This is a genomic window from Pseudomonas sp. NBRC 111133 (assembly GCF_001320605.1).
Taxonomy (GTDB): Bacteria; Pseudomonadota; Gammaproteobacteria; order Pseudomonadales; family Pseudomonadaceae; genus Aquipseudomonas; species Aquipseudomonas monteilii.
This window is the reverse complement of record NZ_BCBJ01000055.1, coordinates 1-17670: the sequence shown is the minus strand read 5'-3', so window position 1 is coordinate 17670 and position 17670 is coordinate 1. Positions and strand designations below refer to the sequence as shown.

At 62.5% G+C, this 17670-nt stretch carries 19 protein-coding genes; 8 read left to right on the top strand and 11 right to left on the bottom strand.

Annotation, left to right across the window (positions count from 1 at the left end; genetic code table 11):
* Nucleotides 1-13: 13 nt before the first annotated feature.
* Complete coding sequence (locus tag APH36_RS11300; RefSeq protein WP_060498688.1) at nt 14-193, bottom strand: CsbD family protein; 180 nt, start codon at nt 191-193, stop codon at nt 14-16.
* A gap of 370 nt (nt 194-563) precedes the next feature.
* Here APH36_RS11300 and APH36_RS11295 point away from each other — a divergent pair, with 370 nt between their 5' ends.
* Nucleotides 564-944, top strand: coding sequence for a hypothetical protein (locus APH36_RS11295; RefSeq protein WP_060498687.1), 381 nt, complete (start codon nt 564-566; stop codon nt 942-944).
* 6 nt (nt 945-950) lie between these two features.
* Here APH36_RS11295 and APH36_RS11290 read toward each other — a convergent pair whose 3' ends face one another.
* On the bottom strand, nt 951-1787 hold the full coding sequence (locus APH36_RS11290) for a S1 RNA-binding domain-containing protein (RefSeq protein WP_016711920.1): 837 nt from the start codon (nt 1785-1787) through the stop codon (nt 951-953).
* 129 nt (nt 1788-1916) lie between these two features.
* Between APH36_RS11290 and APH36_RS11285 the strand changes: the two genes are divergently transcribed.
* The gene (locus tag APH36_RS11285; RefSeq protein ID WP_060498686.1) at nt 1917-2777 is read left to right on the top strand and encodes a DUF6279 family lipoprotein; all 861 of its coding nucleotides are present in this window, start codon (nt 1917-1919) and stop codon (nt 2775-2777) included.
* A 67-nt stretch (nt 2778-2844) separates the two neighbouring features.
* Here the strand turns inward: APH36_RS11285 and aceK are convergent, their stop codons facing one another.
* Entirely contained in the window at nt 2845-4554 is a 1710-nt protein-coding gene (gene aceK, locus APH36_RS11280; protein WP_060498685.1) for a bifunctional isocitrate dehydrogenase kinase/phosphatase, read from the bottom strand.
* Between the two features lie 126 nt (nt 4555-4680).
* Here aceK and APH36_RS11275 point away from each other — a divergent pair, with 126 nt between their 5' ends.
* Nucleotides 4681-5556, top strand: a complete 876-nt coding sequence (locus tag APH36_RS11275; protein ID WP_060498684.1) for a DMT family transporter — start codon at nt 4681-4683, stop codon at nt 5554-5556.
* 13 nt (nt 5557-5569) lie between these two features.
* Nucleotides 5570-6028 carry a DUF4265 domain-containing protein gene (locus APH36_RS11270; RefSeq protein ID WP_060498683.1) on the top strand — a complete coding sequence of 153 codons (459 nt, stop codon included), beginning with the start codon at nt 5570-5572 and terminating at the stop codon, nt 6026-6028.
* A gap of 3 nt (nt 6029-6031) precedes the next feature.
* On the opposite strand, the gene APH36_RS11265 is transcribed toward APH36_RS11270, so the two are convergent.
* The 4 genes from APH36_RS11265 to cysK form a co-directional block, all read right to left on the bottom strand.
* Complete coding sequence (locus tag APH36_RS11265) at nt 6032-6913, bottom strand: DMT family transporter (protein WP_060498682.1); 882 nt, start codon at nt 6911-6913, stop codon at nt 6032-6034.
* 114 nt (nt 6914-7027) lie between these two features.
* Nucleotides 7028-7189, bottom strand: a complete 162-nt coding sequence (locus tag APH36_RS31625) for a hypothetical protein (RefSeq protein ID WP_156342120.1) — start codon at nt 7187-7189, stop codon at nt 7028-7030.
* A 116-nt stretch (nt 7190-7305) separates the two neighbouring features.
* On the bottom strand, nt 7306-8241 hold the full coding sequence (locus tag APH36_RS11260; RefSeq protein WP_060498681.1) for an aspartyl/asparaginyl beta-hydroxylase domain-containing protein: 936 nt from the start codon (nt 8239-8241) through the stop codon (nt 7306-7308).
* Between the two features lie 173 nt (nt 8242-8414).
* A complete protein-coding gene (gene cysK / locus APH36_RS11255; RefSeq protein WP_060498680.1) occupies nt 8415-9389 on the bottom strand; it encodes a cysteine synthase A in 975 nt (324 codons plus the stop codon).
* 134 nt (nt 9390-9523) lie between these two features.
* Here cysK and APH36_RS11250 point away from each other — a divergent pair, with 134 nt between their 5' ends.
* The 3 genes from APH36_RS11250 (at nt 9524) to APH36_RS11240 (ending at nt 12801) form a co-directional block, all read left to right on the top strand.
* A complete protein-coding gene (locus APH36_RS11250) occupies nt 9524-10597 on the top strand; it encodes a DUF748 domain-containing protein (RefSeq protein WP_060498679.1) in 1074 nt (357 codons plus the stop codon).
* A gap of 166 nt (nt 10598-10763) precedes the next feature.
* Nucleotides 10764-11609 (top strand): MoxR family ATPase, encoded by an 846-nt coding sequence (locus tag APH36_RS11245; protein ID WP_012273667.1) that lies wholly within the window; start codon nt 10764-10766, stop codon nt 11607-11609.
* 13 nt (nt 11610-11622) lie between these two features.
* Nucleotides 11623-12801 (top strand): VWA domain-containing protein, encoded by a 1179-nt coding sequence (locus APH36_RS11240; RefSeq protein ID WP_060498678.1) that lies wholly within the window; start codon nt 11623-11625, stop codon nt 12799-12801.
* A gap of 116 nt (nt 12802-12917) precedes the next feature.
* Here APH36_RS11240 and APH36_RS11235 read toward each other — a convergent pair whose 3' ends face one another.
* Genes APH36_RS11235 through APH36_RS11220 form a run of 4 tightly spaced genes read right to left on the bottom strand, consistent with a single transcriptional unit; the run spans nt 12918 to nt 16590 of the window.
* Nucleotides 12918-13835: a biotin-dependent carboxyltransferase family protein gene (locus APH36_RS11235; protein WP_060498677.1), complete on the bottom strand. Its 918-nt coding sequence runs from the start codon at nt 13833-13835 to the stop codon at nt 12918-12920.
* On the bottom strand, nt 13832-14518 hold the full coding sequence (gene pxpB / locus APH36_RS11230; protein ID WP_060498676.1) for a 5-oxoprolinase subunit PxpB: 687 nt from the start codon (nt 14516-14518) through the stop codon (nt 13832-13834). Before pxpB ends, APH36_RS11235 begins: the two co-directional genes overlap by 4 nt.
* Nucleotides 14515-15294, bottom strand: a complete 780-nt coding sequence (locus APH36_RS11225) for a 5-oxoprolinase subunit PxpA (protein WP_060498675.1) — start codon at nt 15292-15294, stop codon at nt 14515-14517. Before APH36_RS11225 ends, pxpB begins: the two co-directional genes overlap by 4 nt.
* A 9-nt stretch (nt 15295-15303) precedes the next feature.
* The gene (locus APH36_RS11220) at nt 15304-16590 is read right to left on the bottom strand and encodes an MFS transporter (protein ID WP_060498674.1); all 1287 of its coding nucleotides are present in this window, start codon (nt 16588-16590) and stop codon (nt 15304-15306) included.
* Between the two features lie 130 nt (nt 16591-16720).
* Here APH36_RS11220 and APH36_RS11215 point away from each other — a divergent pair, with 130 nt between their 5' ends.
* Entirely contained in the window at nt 16721-17635 is a 915-nt protein-coding gene (locus APH36_RS11215) for a LysR family transcriptional regulator (RefSeq protein ID WP_060498673.1), read from the top strand.
* The last annotated feature ends 35 nt before the right edge of the window (nt 17636-17670 follow it).

The window sequence follows — 17670 nt, the reverse complement described above, 5'->3', positions numbered from 1 at the left end:
AGCCCGCTTCAGATCAAGGCTTCTTCACCGCATCCTTCACATTGCCCTTGATCTGCTGCGCCTCGCCTTTCAGCTCCTGCGCCTTGCCTTCGGCCCGCAACTTGTCGTTGTCGGTCACCTTGCCGACGCCCTGCTTGATGTTGCCGATCGCTTCGTTGGCCAGGCCTTTCGCTTTGTCTGTAGTACCGCTCATGGCAAAACTCCTGCAATGGGAGACACGTGAACCGTGTCGACAGTCGGTGGACCCAACGCCCTCGCCAGGAGTTTCAACGGATTTGTAACGCGTGCGCCAAGCGGTAAAAATACTGGCGAATACCGCACCGAATCGGCCCTGCGCCCGCGCGATGCCATCAGCCCTGCCCGGCCAGTTCGGCACCCACGTGCGCAGCACCACCCGCCCTGGGCTGGCGGTGCGCGATACCCAAGGCGTGCATTTGAGCGGCGTGGAGGTGCACAACTTCTGCCGCGTCAGCCCCAACGCAAAGGTCTTCATCAAACCTTGCCCCGCCCAGTGCCACCCCTCACAATGCAGGCCTTCATAGCGTCAACCCGCAGGAACCTGCATGAAACTCGACAAACCCGCCGCCATCGCCCGGCGCAACGAAGCACTGGCCAAACCGGTGCTGAACAGCAACAACACGCTGTTCGCCATCCTGGACAACAAACGCAACCTGTGGTGGTTCGAAGTACCCGTGAAGCTGCTGGGCAAAGGCCAGGCCGACTGGGTCAACCTGCTGTTGCACACGCCAGAAAGCGATGAGCTGCAGCACCTGAAGGTGCCCACCAATTTCCTCAAGGCTCACCTGGAGCAGATGGAAGTGCGCAAGCCCGGCAAACGCCGCTCGACCATCAGCCTGGCCCTCAGCGCTGACCGCGACTCGCTGCTGCGCGACACCCGTCCGGGTGGCGAGCAGCTGGATTTTCGCAACTTCGTGCAGGCGTAAGGGCAGTCAGACCTTTTCGATACGGTCGTCATGGATGACGATCAGGCCCTGCTTGAACAACCCGCCAATGGCCTTCTTGAAGTTGCCTTTGCTGACGTTGAACAGCTTGCTGATCAGCGCCGGGTCGCTCTTGTCGCACACGCCCAACACCCCACCTTCAGCCTCCAGGCGTGCCATGATCTGCTCTTGCAGGCTGTCGGACAGGGCCGCGCCCACTGGCTGCAGGCTGAGGGCGATCTTGCCGTCGTGGCGCACTTCCTTGATGAAGCCCTTCTCGTGCATGCCCGAACGCAGAAACTTGAACACCTCGTTCTTGTGAATCAGGCCCCAGTGGCGGTTGTTGATGATGGCCTTGAAGCCCATCGGCGTTTCACCGGCCACCAGCAGCTCGACCGGTTGCCCGACCTTGTAGTCAGCCGGTGTGACGTCGAGGTAGCGGTCCAGGCGTGAAGTCGCGGTGATGCGGCGGGTGCGCTTGTCGAGGTAGACGTGCACCACGCAGTAGTCGCCGATCTTCAGCGGCCGTGCCTCTTCCGAGTACGGCATCAGCAGGTCCTTGGACAGGCCCCAGTCCAGGAAGATGCCGGCACCGTTGATGTCCTTGACCTTGAGGCTGGCGAATTCGCCGACCTGCACCTTGGGCTTTTCGGTGGTGGCGATCAGCTGGTCTTCGCTGTCCAGGTAGATGAACACGTTCAGCCAGTCATCGACTTCGGTTTCGGCGTTTTTCGGGATGTAGCGTCCGGGCAGCAGGATCTCGCCGTCGGCACCGCCGTCCAGGTACAGGCCGAAGTCCACGTGCTTCACGATTTGCAAACTGTTGTAACGCCCAAGCAGAGCCATTTCTGATGATCCTCAAGACAAGGGGGCTATTCTACACCTGAAGCCATCACACCGTCCGACCGCTGATGCAGTGGAACCGTCCGTGCTCCCTGCGTCTACGATCTGGCCCGATTCGGGAAGGAACAGCACATGCCTGCACGCCTGTCCAAAGCCCTGCTTGTCGCTATCGGCTTCGCCCTGGCCCTGGCCGCCTGCAGCCGTATCGACCTGGCCTACCGCAACCTCGATCGCCTGGTGCCGTGGTCGCTGGGCGATTACCTGGACATGAACCGCGAGCAGAAAGCCATGCTCGACGACCGATTGCGCGAGCACCTGGCCTGGCATTGCAAGACCCAGCTGCCCGGTTACCTCGACTGGCTGGACCGGGTACGCGGCATGGTCGCTGACGACCAGGTGACCGACCAAGCCCTGCAGCAACGTACCCATGAGGCCCGCGAGGCGATTGGCCGGGTGGCAGAAGCCATCACCCCGTCGGCCACTGAACTGCTGCGTGGCATGAGCGACATCCAAGTGGCGGAAATGCGTGATGCCTTTCGCGACGACATCAGCGAGCGGCAGAAGCAGTATGTGGATACACCGCTGGCCAAACAGATCGCCCGCCGTACCGAGCGCATGGAAAAACGCCTGACGCCATGGCTGGGGGAACTGACGCCGGTGCAGAAGCAGCGGGTGCAGGCCTGGTCGCAGGCGCTGGGTGACCATAACCGCGAATGGATCGCCAACCGCGCCCACTGGCAGCAGCAATTGCTGCTGGCGATGAACCAGCGCAATGACGCCAGTTTCGAGCCGCGGCTGGCGACGTTGCTGCAGCGCAAGGAGAGTTTGTGGACGCCGGCGTATCGTGCGGCGTTTCAGAATACCGAGCGGCAGGCCCGGAGCTTACTGGTGGACCTGGTGCAGCAGAGCACGCCGCAACAGCGGCGGTTTTTGCAGGATAGGTTGGGCAAGGTGCGGACGGATTTCAGTGAGTTGAAGTGTTTGAGGGGATAATTGTGCTTTGCAGGCCTGGCCTCTTCGCGGGCTTGCCCGCGAAGAGGCCAGGCCTGCAAAAACAGATTTACCGAGCCTTGCGCCGATAAGGAAACACATCAATCACCTTCCCTTCCCTGATCGCCGCCTGCAACCCCTTCCAGTAATCCGCGTCATACAACTCCCCATGCAAGCGGCTGAACAACCGCCGCTGGCCGATATCGGCAAACAGGAACGGCGGAAACTCTTCGGGAAACACATCATGCGGGCCAATCGAGTACCACGGTTCGCCCGACATTTCGTCTTCCGGGTAACGCGGCGGCGGGATATGGCGGAAATTCACTTCGGTCAAAAAGCTGATTTCGTCATAGTCGTAGAACACCACCCGGCCATGACGCGTCACCCCAAAGTTCTTCAGCAACATGTCACCCGGGAAGATGTTCGCCGCCGCCAGTTGTTTGATGGCCAGGCCATAGTCTTCCAGCGCCTCATGCACCTGGCCTTCGCTGGCATGCTCCAGGTACAGGTTCAGCGGCGTCATGCGCCGCTCGGTCCAGCAGTGGCGGATCAGCACCGTGTCACCCTCCAGCGCCACGGTCGATGGCGCCACCTCCAGCAGCTCGGCCAGGCACTCTGGCTCGAACTTGTCACGCGGGAAGCGAAAGTCTGCAAATTCCTGGGTATCGGCCAAACGCCCGACACGGTCGACACTTTTCACCAGCCGGTACTTGTCGATCACCGTAGCGCGGTCAACGGTTTTCGAGGGCGAAAAACGGTCCTTGATGATCTTGAACACCGTATTGAAGCCCGGCAGGGTAAACACGCTCATGACCATGCCACGCACGCCGGGTGCCATGACGAAGCGGTCGTCGCTGCTGGCCAGGTGGTTGATCAGCGCCCGGTAGAACTCCGACTTGCCGTGTTTGTAGAAACCGATTGAAGTGTACAGCTCCGCAATGTGCTTGCCGGGCAAGATGCGCTTGAGGAAGTTGACGAACTCGGCCGGCACCGGCACATCGACCATGAAGTACGAGCGGGTGAAGGAAAAGATGATCGACACCTCGGCCTCGTCGGTAATCAGCGCATCGGCCTCTACGCCATGCCCCTCACGGTGCAACAGCGGAATCACCAGTGGCCACTGCTCGTCGCTGTTGTAAAGCCGGCCGACCAGGTAGGCGCCCTTGTTGCGGTACAACACCGGTGAAAACAGCTCCACCGCCAGCGTCGGGTCCTTGCAGACCCAGTCCGGCAGGCACTCGCGCAGCTGTTCCTCAAGGCGTGACAGGTCGCTTTCAAGGTCGCCATAGACGAAAGCGAAGTCGGCGAAGATCGCCCGCAACAGGCCCCTGAGGCTGCCATTGGGGCAATAGGTTCGGGTTTGCGCAGCGCGCTGGTGGCTGCGGATCGACGGCCGGGTGGTGTGGATGAACATGCAGCCGTCGCTGATCTGGTCATGGCTGAACAGGCTACAGAACAGCGAGTTGTACCAGGTTTCCGACAGTTCATCGTCCAGGCGCGGGTCGATCAGGCCTATGTAGGCACTTTTCACCAAGGGCCACTGGCCGACCTCCAGCAGCACCTCGTCATCGAACGCATCCCGCAACCAGCCGTTGACCTCGCCGACCTTCTTTTCATAGAGGTTGATCCGCGCGGCGGCTGCGCGCTGGCAATCTTGCCAACGCGCCTGCTCGAATCGCTCACGGGCACCGAGGGTGATACGGCGAAAATGCTCGCGGTAATCGTCAAAGCCATCGAGGATCATCCGGGCGATCTCGCCGGCAGGCCAGTGCTGGGTCATGCGGGACACCTCGGTGCGGGGTCAGATAGACAGCTTAGCCGCACAGGATTACACCGCAAGAAAGCACAAGAATCTCCCCGCCCCCTCGCGTAAACTCGCGCCCCTGCCCTGCCTCCGGAGACCGTTGTGAGCCCCATCGCCCTAGCCCGCCTGCTAACCCTTGCCGCCGTCTGGGGGGCGAGTTTCCTGTTCATGCGCATCATCGCCCCCGCGCTGGGCACGGTGCCGACCGCGTTCTTCCGTGTGTCCATCGCCTGCCTGGGCCTGGTCGCCATCGTCGCCGCCGCCCGCGTACGCTGGGACTTCCAGGGCAAGCTCGGCGCCTGCCTGGTGCTGGGCATGATCAACTCCGGCATCCCCGCCACGTTCTATTCCGTAGCGGCCCAGGTGTTGCCGGCTGGCTATTCGGCCATTTTCAACGCTACCACGCCACTGATGGGCGTACTCATCGGCGTGCTGTTCTTCCGCGAACCCATGACCCTGCCCAAGCTTTGCGGCATTTTCCTGGGCCTGTTCGGCGTCGGCATCCTCAGCGGCGCCGGCCCGGTGGCACTGGACATGGCCTTGGTGCAAGGTGCCCTCGCCTGCCTGGCGGCCACCACCTGCTACGGCTTTGCCGGGTTCCTCGCCCGCCGCTGGGTCAGTGGCCTGGACAGCCGCCTGTCAGCACTGGGCAGCATGCTCGGTGCCACCCTCATGCTGAGCCCGCTGTTCGGCTGGAGCGCACTCACCCACCCGCCCGCCAGCTGGGGCGGTTGGCAGGTTTGGCTGTCGCTGCTGGGCCTGGGCCTGCTGTGCACCGCATTCGCCTACATCCTGTACTTCCGCCTGCTGGAAGAAATCGGCCCGGTAAAAGCCAGCACAGTAACCTTCCTGATTCCGGCATTCGGCGTATTGTGGGGGGCGTGGTTGCTGGACGAGCCGCTGTCGATGGCACACCTGTACGGTGGCTTGCTGATTGGCGTGGCACTGTGGCTGGTGCTGCGCCCGGCGCGCAGCTGAAGCGGGATACACGATGAACAGCGCGTACAAGAAAGTCCTGTTCCGCCTGGAGCAGGACGAGACCGGCTATCCACCGGCCTCGGTCGAGGGCCTGTGGGCCAAGGCCGTGGAAGGTGGCTATGCCGTCGACAATATTCCCTTCCACGTTTACGGCATCGCCCCGGGCGACGTGATCGGCACCCATGAAGAAGCCGGCGAGACCTGGTTCGCCGAACTGCGCCAGCACAGCGGCAGCTCGGTGTTTCGGGTGGTGGTCAAACCGCCGGAAACCCTGGACCAGGTACGCGCAGCCTTGCAGGACTTCGGCTGCAACTGCGAAACCGAGCAAGCCGTGAAGATGCTGGCTGTCGAGGTGCCGTCGCAGCGGTCACTCGATACCCTGCTCTACTACCTGCTCACCCAGCGCGAAGCCGGCTTGCTGGACTTCGAGGAAGGCGTGCTGCGCCACACCATCCCCGAAGAGTTCCGCTAAGGCTTACGCCTCGGCCAACCGCGCAGCGGGTTTGCGAAACACGAACAGCAGGCCCACCACGATCAGCCCCATGCCCAGCAGGCTGAGCGGTGCCAGGCGGTTACCGAAAATCAGGAAGTCCATCACCGCAGTGACTGCCGGCACCAGGTAGAACAGGCTGGTGACATTGACCAGGTTGCCCTTGGCGATCAGCCGGTACAGCAGCAAGGTTGCCAGCAGCGAGACGACCAGGCCCATCCACAGCAGCGCGCCGACGAAGCCGCCTGTCCACTCGACATACAGCGGTTGCAAAGGCGCGAACAGCGCGCACATGGCAAAGCCGGCCAGGTACTGCAGCGGCAGCGTGCCCATGGGGTTGTCGGTGATGCGCTTCTGCAGGATCGAGCCCAAAGTCATGCTGGCCAGCGCCAGCAAGGCGAACAGCATCCCCGCCAGCGAAACGCCGCCCAGGTTGATACCCTGATAGACCACCATGATCAAGCCACCCAGCCCCAACCCAAGGCCGAACAGGCGGCTCCAGGAACGCTCGCGCTCCATCAGCACCACGGTCAGGATAGGTTGAACCCCCATCACCGTGGCCATCACGCCGGGGGTGACATGGGTGTTGAGCGCCAACAAGTAGAAGATCTGGTACGCGCCCAGCAGCACACACCCGGTACCCAGTGCCCGCAGGATAGCCCCACGGCTGCGCGGCCAGCGCAGCCCCAGCAGAGGGCCGATCAGCAGCAAGCCGGCCAGGGCCAGCGCCGAGCGCAACAGCAGGAAGGCAAACGGGCTGGCATGCGCCAGGCCCAGCTTGGAGACGACCGCCCCGCTGCTCCACAGCAGGACGAACAGGCTGGTAGTGGCCGCCGAGGCCACGGAAGTTTTGGAAAAGACAGACATGTATGCACCTGTATTCGGGCAAATAAGCCGAACGGTGGGCGTAGACTTCAGCAGGGGAAGTAGCCGACCGTGTTCAGTAGCTTGCGTGTGCGAAAGGGTTCGGCCAGAAGCCGATCAGCCCAGCACGACCACGCAAGGAGGCGGAGCTACGCCGCCTACAACGCCACTGACAGGTGGTGGGTAGTGACTGATCATGGCCGGCTGCTGGCTGCCACGCACGACCATGCCCGCGACTGGCGCGATGGCAAAGCGTGTGGTGGAAGGGCTGGCTGGCATGTTCAGGTCTTCAGGGAAGATAGGTGTTTCGGAATATAGCGGTGAATGCCGGATTGGGCAACAGCCTGAGCCGGCCAATTCGCGGCTTAAACCCGCAAAGAGGCCCGCCCAGCCGGTCAGAACAACCAACGATAAAGCAAATAGGCCACCACCACCGCCAGCACCGGCCGCAGCACGCGGTAGGCCTTGGGGTTGGCGCGCTTGAACTGCTTCACATGGCCACTGATCTTGTTGCTGAAGCGCTTGCTCCAGGCATACGCCTGGTTGATCCCGCCCACCCGCTCGTCATCGGTATTCTGCGGCGCGGTGGCGCGACCGAGGAAGGCACTGACCTGGCGGTTGATGCGGGTCATCAGCGGGCTGCTCAGCGGGCGTTCGATGTCGCAGAACAGAATGACGCGGGTAACGTCGGTCTCGTTCTTGACCCAGTGCACGTAGGTTTCGTCGAACATCACATCTTCACCGTCACGCCAGGCGTATTCCTCGCCATCGACGTAGATGCGGCAAGCATCGGAGTTCGGCGTGGACAGGCCCAGGTGGTAGCGCAGCGAACCTGCAAACGGGTCACGGTGCGGGTTCAGGTGGCTGCCGCCAGGCAGCAGGGCAAACATCGCACCCTTGACGTTGGGGATACTGCTGACCAGCTCGACGGTGCGCGGGCACAGCGTTTCGGCCGAAGGCAGAGGTTTGTCGTACCACTTCAGGTAAAAACGCTTCCAGCCTTTCTTGAAGAACGAGCCGAAACCGGCGTCATTGTCCTTCTCGGCGGCGCGGATGTAGCCCTCGTCGAACAGGCGCATGGCCTCTTCGCGGATTTCCTGCCAGTTGTCTTTCAACACGTCCAGTTCAGGGAAGCGTTGACGGTCCAAATAAGGCTTGGACGGCACGCCGGAGAACAGGTACATCAAAGCGTTGTACGGGGCGAACAGCGCCGAATGGTTGACGAACTGGCGCAACACCGGCAGGCGGGCCTTGCCGCGCAGGTGCACGAACAGCACGCTGCCGAAAAACACCAGCAAGACACCCGCCTTGGCTGCAAAGGAAAAGGTCATGCTTTCACTCCTTGGGGAAGAGCCAGGGCTGCGCGTCCTGCTCTCCTGAAAATCATCCTGCCATCATAAACCGATCCCGCCGAGGTAAAAACAACCCGGGCGGGATCGCATTCATGAAGATTTTGCAATAAACCAGGCCGCCGATTGTTGCGCCGGGTCAGCGGCAGGGCCGATTACTGCTGGTTTTCCTGCTCGCTGAACATGTCGCTGAACAACATGCTCGACAGGTAACGCTCGCCCGAATCCGGCAGTACTACGACGATGGTCTTACCTTGCATTTCCGGCTTTTCGGCCAGGCGCACGGCGGCAGCCATGGCTGCGCCACAGGAAATGCCGCAGAGGATGCCCTCTTCCTGCATCAGGCGGATGGCCATGGCCTTGGACTCTTCATCGGTTACCGTTTCCACCTGGTCGACGATGGACAGGTCGAGGTTTTTTGGCACGAAACCGGCGCCGATGCCCTGGATCTTGTGCGGGCTGGGCTTGAGCTCTTGGCCGGCCAGGGTCTGGGTAATCAGCGGCGACGAAGCGGGCTCAACGGCCACCGACAGAATGGACTTGCCCTGGGTGTGCTTGATGTAGCGCGATACACCGGTGATGGTGCCGCCAGTGCCCACACCCGCCACCAATACGTCGACTGCGCCGTCGGTGTCGTTCCAGATTTCCGGGCCGGTGGTTTTCTCGTGAATGGCCGGGTTGGCCGGGTTTTCGAACTGGCCCGGCAGGAAGTACTGGGCCGGGTCGGACGCGACGATTTCGTTGGCCTTCTCGATGGCGCCCTTCATGCCCTTGGCCGGGTCGGTCAGTACCAGCTCGGCGCCCAGTGCCTTCAGTACCTTGCGGCGCTCCAGGCTCATGGAAGCGGGCATGGTCAGCATCAGTTTGTAGCCACGGGCAGCGGCGACGAAGGCCAGGCCGATACCGGTGTTGCCCGAGGTGGGCTCGACGATGGTCATGCCCGGCTTGAGCTTGCCGCTGCTCTCGGCGTCCCAGACCATGTTCGCACCAATGCGGCACTTGACCGAGTAACCCGGGTTGCGCCCTTCGATCTTGGCCAGGATGGTCACGCCGCGCGGGGCGATGCGGTTGATCTGCACCAGCGGCGTGTTACCGATGGAGTGGGCGTTGTCTGCAAAGATACGGCTCATGGCAGGGGTCCTTGGCATGAAAAAGAGCAGGGAAAGACCTCAAGGGTAAGCCCCGGCCAGTGGCCCGTAAAGCCTGTTAGAACTCAGCCGGGCGCATTGCGGTCAACCGCACATCCCGCCTTGGAGACGCACCGATGAGAGCCCGTTATCGCTGGCCGCTGATCGGCATATGCAGCCTGGTCGTGCTGTTGGTCACCCTGCACCTGGCCCTGCCCTACCTGGTGCGCGACTACCTGAACGACAAACTGGCCAACATGGGCGACTATCGGGGCCAGGTGGCTGATGTGGACCTGGCCTGGTGGCGCGGCGCTTACCAGATCAACGGGCTGAAGATCGTCAAGACCAGCGGCAAGGTTCCGGTACCCCTCCTTGACGCACCGCTGATCGACCTGTCGGTGAGCTGGGCCTCGCTCTGGTACGACAAGGCCGTGGTGGCCACAGTGACCTTCGTTCGTCCTGAGCTGAATTTCGTCGACGGCGGCAGCAAACAGGCATCGCAGACCGGCCGGGGGACCGACTGGCGGCAACAACTGGAAAAACTGCTGCCCATCACCCTTAACGAAGTGCGTATCGACAGCGGCGTGCTCACCTTCCGCAACTTCAATTCCAAGCCACCGGTGGACCTCAAGGCCACAGAGTTGAACGCCAGCATCCGCAACCTGACCAACGTGCGCAACAAGCAGGGCCGGCGCGACGCCAGTCTGGAGGCCAGCGCCCTGCTGTTGGGCGATGCCAAGGTTGAGAGCCGCGCCACTTTCGACCCGTTCAGCGATTTCGACGACTTCCAGTTCCGCTTGCGCGCCACGGGTATCGAGCTGCGCAGGCTCAATGACTTTTCCAGCGCCTACGGCAAGTTCGACTTCAATGCCGGGCATGGCGACCTGGTGATCGAGGCGCAGGCAGAAAACGGTCGGCTCACGGGCTATATCAAACCGTTATTGCGTGATGTGGACGTGTTCAACTGGCAACAGGACGTGCAGGAAAAGGACAAAGGCTTTTTCCGCTCGGTGTGGGAGGCGCTGATTGGGGCGACCGAGACGGTACTGAAGAACCAGCGCAAGAACCAGTTCGCCACCCGTGTGGAGCTCAGTGGCAGTGTGCGTAAACAGGATGTCAGCGCATTCGAGGCGTTCTTGCAGATACTGCGTAATGGCTTTATCCAGGCGTTCAATGCGCGGTATGAGCAGCCCAGGCCGGATTCTGACTGAGTGGGCGTGACGGGGCATTCAGAGACTGAATACCTGGTCTGCGTTTGCAGCTGCCGAACCCCGCGTTATAGTCGGTGACAAATCAATTCATGTGTTGCCTGTGCTGGCCTCTTCGCGGGTAAACCCGCGAAGAGGCCAGCACAGGCTTACAACAGAGGACAAACCCATGAAGTTCGAAGGCACCCGCGACTACGTCGCCACAGACGACCTGAAACTGGCGGTGAACGCGGCCATCACCCTCGAACGCCCGCTGCTGGTCAAGGGCGAACCCGGCACCGGCAAGACCATGCTTGCCGAGCAGCTGGCTGCCTCGTTCGGCGCGCGCCTGATCACCTGGCACATCAAGTCCACCACCAAGGCCCACCAGGGGTTGTACGAGTACGACGCGGTGAGCCGCCTGCGTGACTCGCAACTGGGTGTGGACAAGGTGCACGATGTGCGCAACTACCTGAAAAAGGGCAAGCTGTGGGAGGCCTTCGAGGCCGAAGAACGGGTCATCCTGCTGATCGACGAAATCGACAAAGCCGACATCGAGTTCCCCAACGACCTGCTGCAAGAGCTGGACAAGATGGAGTTCTACGTCTACGAAATCGACGAGACCATCAAGGCCAAGCAGCGCCCGATCATCATCATCACCTCCAACAACGAAAAGGAGCTGCCGGACGCCTTCCTGCGCCGCTGCTTCTTCCACTACATCGCCTTCCCTGACCGCACTACCCTGCAGCAGATCGTCGACGTGCACTACCCGAACATCAGCCAGTCGCTGGTCAGCGAGGCGCTGGATGTGTTCTTCGACGTGCGCAAGGTACCGGGCCTGAAGAAAAAGCCGTCCACCTCCGAGCTGGTCGACTGGCTGAAGCTGCTGATGGCCGACAACATCGGTGAAGCGGTGCTGCGCGAGCGCGACCCGACCAAGGCCATACCACCCTTGGCCGGTGCGCTGGTGAAGAACGAGCAGGACGTGCAACTGCTGGAGCGCCTGGCCTTCATGAGCCGGCGCGGCAACCGCTGACAGGAGCCGGGCCATGCTGCTCAACCTGTTCAATGAAATGCGCGCGGCCAAGGTGCCGGTGTCGGTACGCGAGCTGCTGGACCTGCACCAGGCCCTGCAAAAGCGCGTGGTGTTCGCCGACATGGACGAATTCTACTACCTCGCCCGCGCCATTCTGGTGAAGGACGAACGCCATTTCGACAAGTTCGACCGGGCGTTCGCCGCCTACTTCAAGGGCCTGGAAAACCTCGACCGGCACATCGAGGCACTGATCCCCGAAGACTGGCTGCGCAAGGAATTCGAGCGCTCGCTCACGGACGAAGAGCGTGCACAGATCCAGTCCCTTGGCGGCCTGGACAAGCTGATCGAAGCATTCAAGAAACGCCTTGAAGAGCAGAAGGAGCGCCACGCCGGTGGCAACAAGTGGATCGGCACTGGCGGTACCAGCCCGTTCGGCTCAGGCGGCTTCAACCCCGAGGGTATCCGCGTGGGCGAAGCCGGCAAGCGGCAGGGCAAGGCAGTAAAAGTGTGGGACCAGCGCGAGTACAAGAACCTGGACGACCAGGTGGAACTGGGCACGCGCAACATCAAGCTGGCCCTGCGCCGGCTGCGCAAGTTCGCCCGTGAGGGTGCTGCCGAAGAGCTGGACATCGACGGCACCATCGACCACACCGCGCGTGATGCCGGGTTGCTGAACATCCAGATGCGCCCTGAGCGGCGCAACACGGTGAAGCTGCTGTTGCTGTTCGACATCGGCGGCTCGATGGACGCGCACATCAAGGTCTGCGAAGAGCTGTTTTCGGCGTGCAAGACCGAGTTCAAGCACCTGGAGTACTACTACTTCCACAATTTCGTGTACGAGTCGGTGTGGAAGAACAACCTGCGCCGCACTTCGGAGCGGTATTCCACCTTCGACCTGCTGCACAAGTACGGCGACGACTACAAGGTGGTGTTCGTGGGTGACGCGGCCATGGCGCCCTATGAAATCACCCAGCCGGGGGGTAGCGTGGAGCACTGGAACGAAGAGGCCGGGTATGTGTGGATGCAGCGCTTCATGGAGAAATTCAGGAAGATCATCTGGATCAACCCGTATCCGAAGCAGGCCTGGGACTACACCGCTTCGACCCATCTGGTGCGGGACCTGATCGAGGACAAGATGTACCCGCTGACCTTGCAAGGGTTGGAGGAAGGGATGCGTTATCTGTCCAAGTGATGCAGCCTGTGCCGGCCCTTTCGCGGGTAAACCCGCTCCTACAAAGAATTGCGAAAGCCTGAGGCATGCGCTGTCCTGTGTAGGAGCGGGTTTACCCGCGAAGAGGCCGGCAGCCTTTACAACCAGCGGCCCAGGTAACCCTGCTGTTCCCGCCAGGCCTCCTCCTGCACCACCGCCCTGAACCGCACCGCCATCCCTGGCATGCACTGCGCCAGTTGCGCCAGTGCCAGCGGCGTCAACGCCCCCAGCCTCGGATAGCCACCAATGGTCTGCCGGTCATTGAGCAGCACGATCGGCTGCCCATCCGGCGGCACCTGCACCGCCCCCAGCGGTATCCCTTCGGAAATCATCGGCGCGCCCTGATAGACCAGCTGCGGCCCCAGCAGCCGGATGCCCATGCGGTCGGCCCGGCTGTCCAGCGTCCAGTCACTGTTGAACGCCTCGAACAGGCTGATACCACTGAAGTCGCCGATCTGCGCGCCCATGACCAAATTGAGCACAGGCTTTTGTGCGTACTGCGGCCGCAACGCATGCGGCACTTCGCGCAGGGTGGCATCGCTACCGGTGAACGCCAATTCCTGGCCTTTAACCAGCGCAGCCCCTTGGCCATCAATGCCACCCAGCTCTTCACGTACCACCGTGGCACAACTGCCCAGCACATCTTCGCCGAGGAACCCGCCCGGTGCCGCCAGATAAGCCCGAACGCCCTGCTTAGGCTGCTTCAGGGTCAAGCGCTGCCCCTTGACCAGGGCAACGCTGCGCCAGGGGGCCAAAGGCTGATCATCAACCCGCGCATCCAGGTCGGCACCGGCCAAGGCCAGCACACAATCCTGTTCGGCCACCACGCAGAACCCACCCAGCGCTACCTCGACCACCGGCGCCCCCAACGGGTTGCCCAGCAGCCAGTTGGCCCAGTGCATCGCCACCCAGTCCAGCGCGCCGCCCTGGGTTACGCCCAAGTGGCGCACGCCAAAGCGCCCGGCGTCCTGCAACTGGCACAACGGCGTACTGGCCTCGATCTTCAACTGCTTCATGCCTGCGCCTCCACATCACCACCCAAGGCCAGGAATTCGCTGCGCGAAACCGGCACGAAGCGCACCCGGTCACCGGGTTGCAACAGGCTGTAGCCCTCGCGATCCCGGTCGAACAGGCGCACCGGGGTACGGCCAATCAGGTTCCAGCCGCCCGGCGATACCGCCGGATACGCTGCCGTCTGCCGCTCGGCAATGCCCACGCTACCCGCCGCCACGCGCTTGCGCGGGGTGCTCAGGCGCGGGCTGGCCAGGCGCTCGTCCACCAGGCCCATAAAGCCAAAACCGGGGGCGAAGCCCAAAGCGAATACCGGATAGTCGCGCTCGCTGTGCAAGCGGATGACATCGTCTTCACTCAAGCCGCTGCGGGCCGCCAGCACAGGCAGCTCAGGGCCGACGCTGGTGTCATACCAGACTGGAATCTCATGACGCCGACCGCCGCTGCCGGTGTCTGGCTGCAAACCGTCCAGCGCTTGGGAGATCAGCGCCCTCGCCTCACCCGGCTGCAAATCGAACTGCACCATCAGCGTTGTGTAGGACGGCACCAGGTCCAGCAAGTGCTTACCGAACGCGGCGCTCAAGCGCTGGCTGGCGGCGAGCATCCACGGCATGTTGGCTTCGTCGATACCGTCGAACAGGCGCACCATCAGGCTGTCGATGGCCACCACTTCGATGCGCGGCTTCATCGTCCCTCCAGGGCATCCAGGGCCTGGCGTATCTGCCGCACCGCTGCCACCGAACTGTCGTTGTCACCATGCACGCAGAGGGTGCTGGCGTGCAGGCGCAGGGCACTGCCATCGTCCGCCACAAGGGTGTCGCCCCGAGCCAGACGCACGGCCTGCTCAACGACCTGTGCTGGGTCGTGATGCACGGCCCCAGGCAGGCGTCGCGACACCAGGTGGCCGCAGGCGGTGTAGGCGCGGTCGGCGAACGCTTCGAACCACAGCGGCACGCCGACTTCATCGCCCAGCGCCTGGGCAGCACGGTTGTCGGCAGTGGCCATGAGCATCAGCGGCAGGTTGCTGTCGTAGGCTGCCACGGCCTCCAGCACCGTGCGCAGCTTGAGCGGGTCGGCCATCATGTCGTTGTACAGCGCGCCATGTGGTTTCACATAGGATACGCGGCCCCCCAGCACTTTGCAGATACCCTCCAGCGCACCGATCTGGTAATGCAGCAGGTCGCGGATTTCTTCCGGGCTGCACGCCATGGAGCGGCGGCCGAAGCCGACCAGGTCCGGGTAGGCCGGGTGGGCGCCGATGGTCACCCCATGCTCCAGCGCCAGGGCCACGGTGCGGCGCATGATGCCGGGGTCACCCGCGTGGTAGCCACAGGCGATGTTGGCGCAATCGATGTAGGGCATCACCTCGGCGTCCAGGCCCATGCGCCAGCTGCCGAAGCTCTCGCCCATGTCGCAATTGAGTAGCAGGCGTTCCACCACGCGGTCTCCCTTGTTGTTGTCCATAGCCCTACCTTACCGCGCCTTGAGCTGTTTGCCGCGGGTTTCCGGCAGGCTCAAGGCCGCCACGATCACAATCCCGTACGACACCGCAGAAAACACACCGATACCCAGGCCCAGCGGCACATTTTGGCCAAGCATGCCGATCAGCAACGGGAACAGTGCCGCAATGACCTTGCCGATGTTGTAGCAAAAGCCCTGCCCCGAACCGCGAATGCGCGTAGGGAACAGCTCGGTGAGAAACGCCCCCATGCCGCTGAAGATGCCCGAGGCGAAGAAGCCCAGCGGGAAGCCCAGCCACAGCATCACGCCATCGCTGACCTGCATTTGCGTGTACAGCAGCACGATGACGAACGAGCCCACGGCGAACAGGATGAAGTTCTTCTTGCGCCCCAGCAGGTCGGACAGGTAAGCACTGACCACATAGCCCACGTAGGAGCCGACGATCACCATGGCCAGGTAGCCACCCGTGCCCAGCACACTCAGGCCGCGCTCGTTCTTGAGGAAGGTTGGCAACCACGAGGTGATGGCGTAGTAGCCGCCCAGTGCACCGGTGGTCAGCAGGGACGCACGTACAGTGGTCCAGAGCATGCCCGGGGCGAAGATCTCGTAGAAGTGCGAAGGTGCCTCGGCGTTTTCCACCGCCTTGGCCTCGCGGTACACCTCAGGGTCCTTGACCAGGCGGCGGACGAAGATCACGAAGACAGCCGGCACCAGCCCCAGCAGGAACAGTGCACGCCAGGCCTGCTCTGGCGGCAGCCAGGAGAACAGCAGCGCGTAAAGAATCGCCGTAAGGCCCCAGCCGATGGCCCAGCCGGATTGCACCATGCCCACCGCCTTGCCACGGTCCTGGGCGCGGATGACCTCGCCGATCAAGACCGCGCCAGCAGTCCATTCGCCGCCGAAACCAAAGCCCATCAGCGTCCGGGCGATCAGCAACTGTTCGTAGTTCTGGGCGAAGCCGCACAGGAAGGTGAAGAAGGCGAACCACAGCACCGTCAATTGCAGGGTGCGTACGCGGCCGATGCGGTCGGAGAGGATGCCGGCGACCCAGCCGCCTACGGCCGAGGCGATCAGCGTGCTGGTGTGGATCAACCCGGCTTCGGTGGTGGTGATACCCCACAGCATGATCAGCGTAGGGATGACGAAGCTGAGCATCTGCGTATCCATGCCGTCCAGGCCGTAGCCGATCTTGCAGCTCCAGAAGGTGCGCCGTTGCTGTTTGTCGATATCGCGGTACCAGGCGAAAGGCCCGGACGAAGGTGGGGAACTGACCTGCTGCTGCACGCCGGTGGGGTTCATGGATGCCTCGGCTTGTTGGTATTGTTTTATGGGCGACATAAAGCGTCGCGGCCTGGGCACCATTGTTCAGAGGCCACGCCGCCCGCGTCCAACGAGAAAAACCGCCGGTCTGGAACAAGAAAAACTGATCATGAACCTTCGCTTCCTCGAAACCTTCGTCTGGGTCGCCCGGCTCAAGAGCTTCCGCCTGACCGCAGAAAAGCTGTTCACCACTCAAGCCTCGGTGTCCAGCCGCATTGCCGCGCTGGAGGCAGACCTTGGCGTGAAGCTGTTGCTGCGCGACTCACGCGGGGTCAGCCTGACGCCGGAAGGCGGCAAGGTGCTGGAATATGCCGAACGCATGCTGGAAACCGCCAAGGCCATGAAACAGTCGCTGGACAGCGACCGGGCCAAGGTTGGGCGAATTCGTATCGGGGTGATGGACACGGTGATCCACACCTGGATGAGCGCACTGGTGGCGGAGCTGACCGAGCGCTACCCACAGGTGGAAATCGAACTGGTGGCCGACACCGCGCTGAACCTGCGCGAGCAGCTGCAAAAGGGTTTTCTGGACGTGATTTTGCAGACCGACCTGCTGCGCGAGCAGTCGATCCGCAGCCTGGACCTGGCGCGTTACCCGATGGGCTGGGTGGTGGCCGCAGGCTCGCACCAGCACCGGGACTATGCCTCGCTGGCCGAGCTTGGGCGCGAGCGCATCATCACCTTTTCGAAAAATTCGCGGCCACACCAGGAGGTGCTGAGCTTGCTGCAAGCTGCGGGGGCTGAGGCACCGCGTCTGAACTGCGTGAACTCGGTGGCGGCGATTACCCGGCTGTTGCGCGATGGGTTTGGTATTGGTGCGTTGCCGCCGGCGCTAGTGGATGCCGAGTTGAGGCGGGGCGAGCTGGTGTTGCTGGAAGGGCTGCAACCCCCACCCAGCCTGGAACTGGTGGTGGCCTGGCAGACCGGGGTGGCGCTGGTGGATGAAGTGGTCGGGGTTTGCCGGCAGGTGCTGGAGGGGTATGCCCGAGATGTGGGTGGGCAGCGGATTGTGTTGGTTTCGTAGGTACTTGCCGTTAGAAATGCAGCGCCTGTGAGATC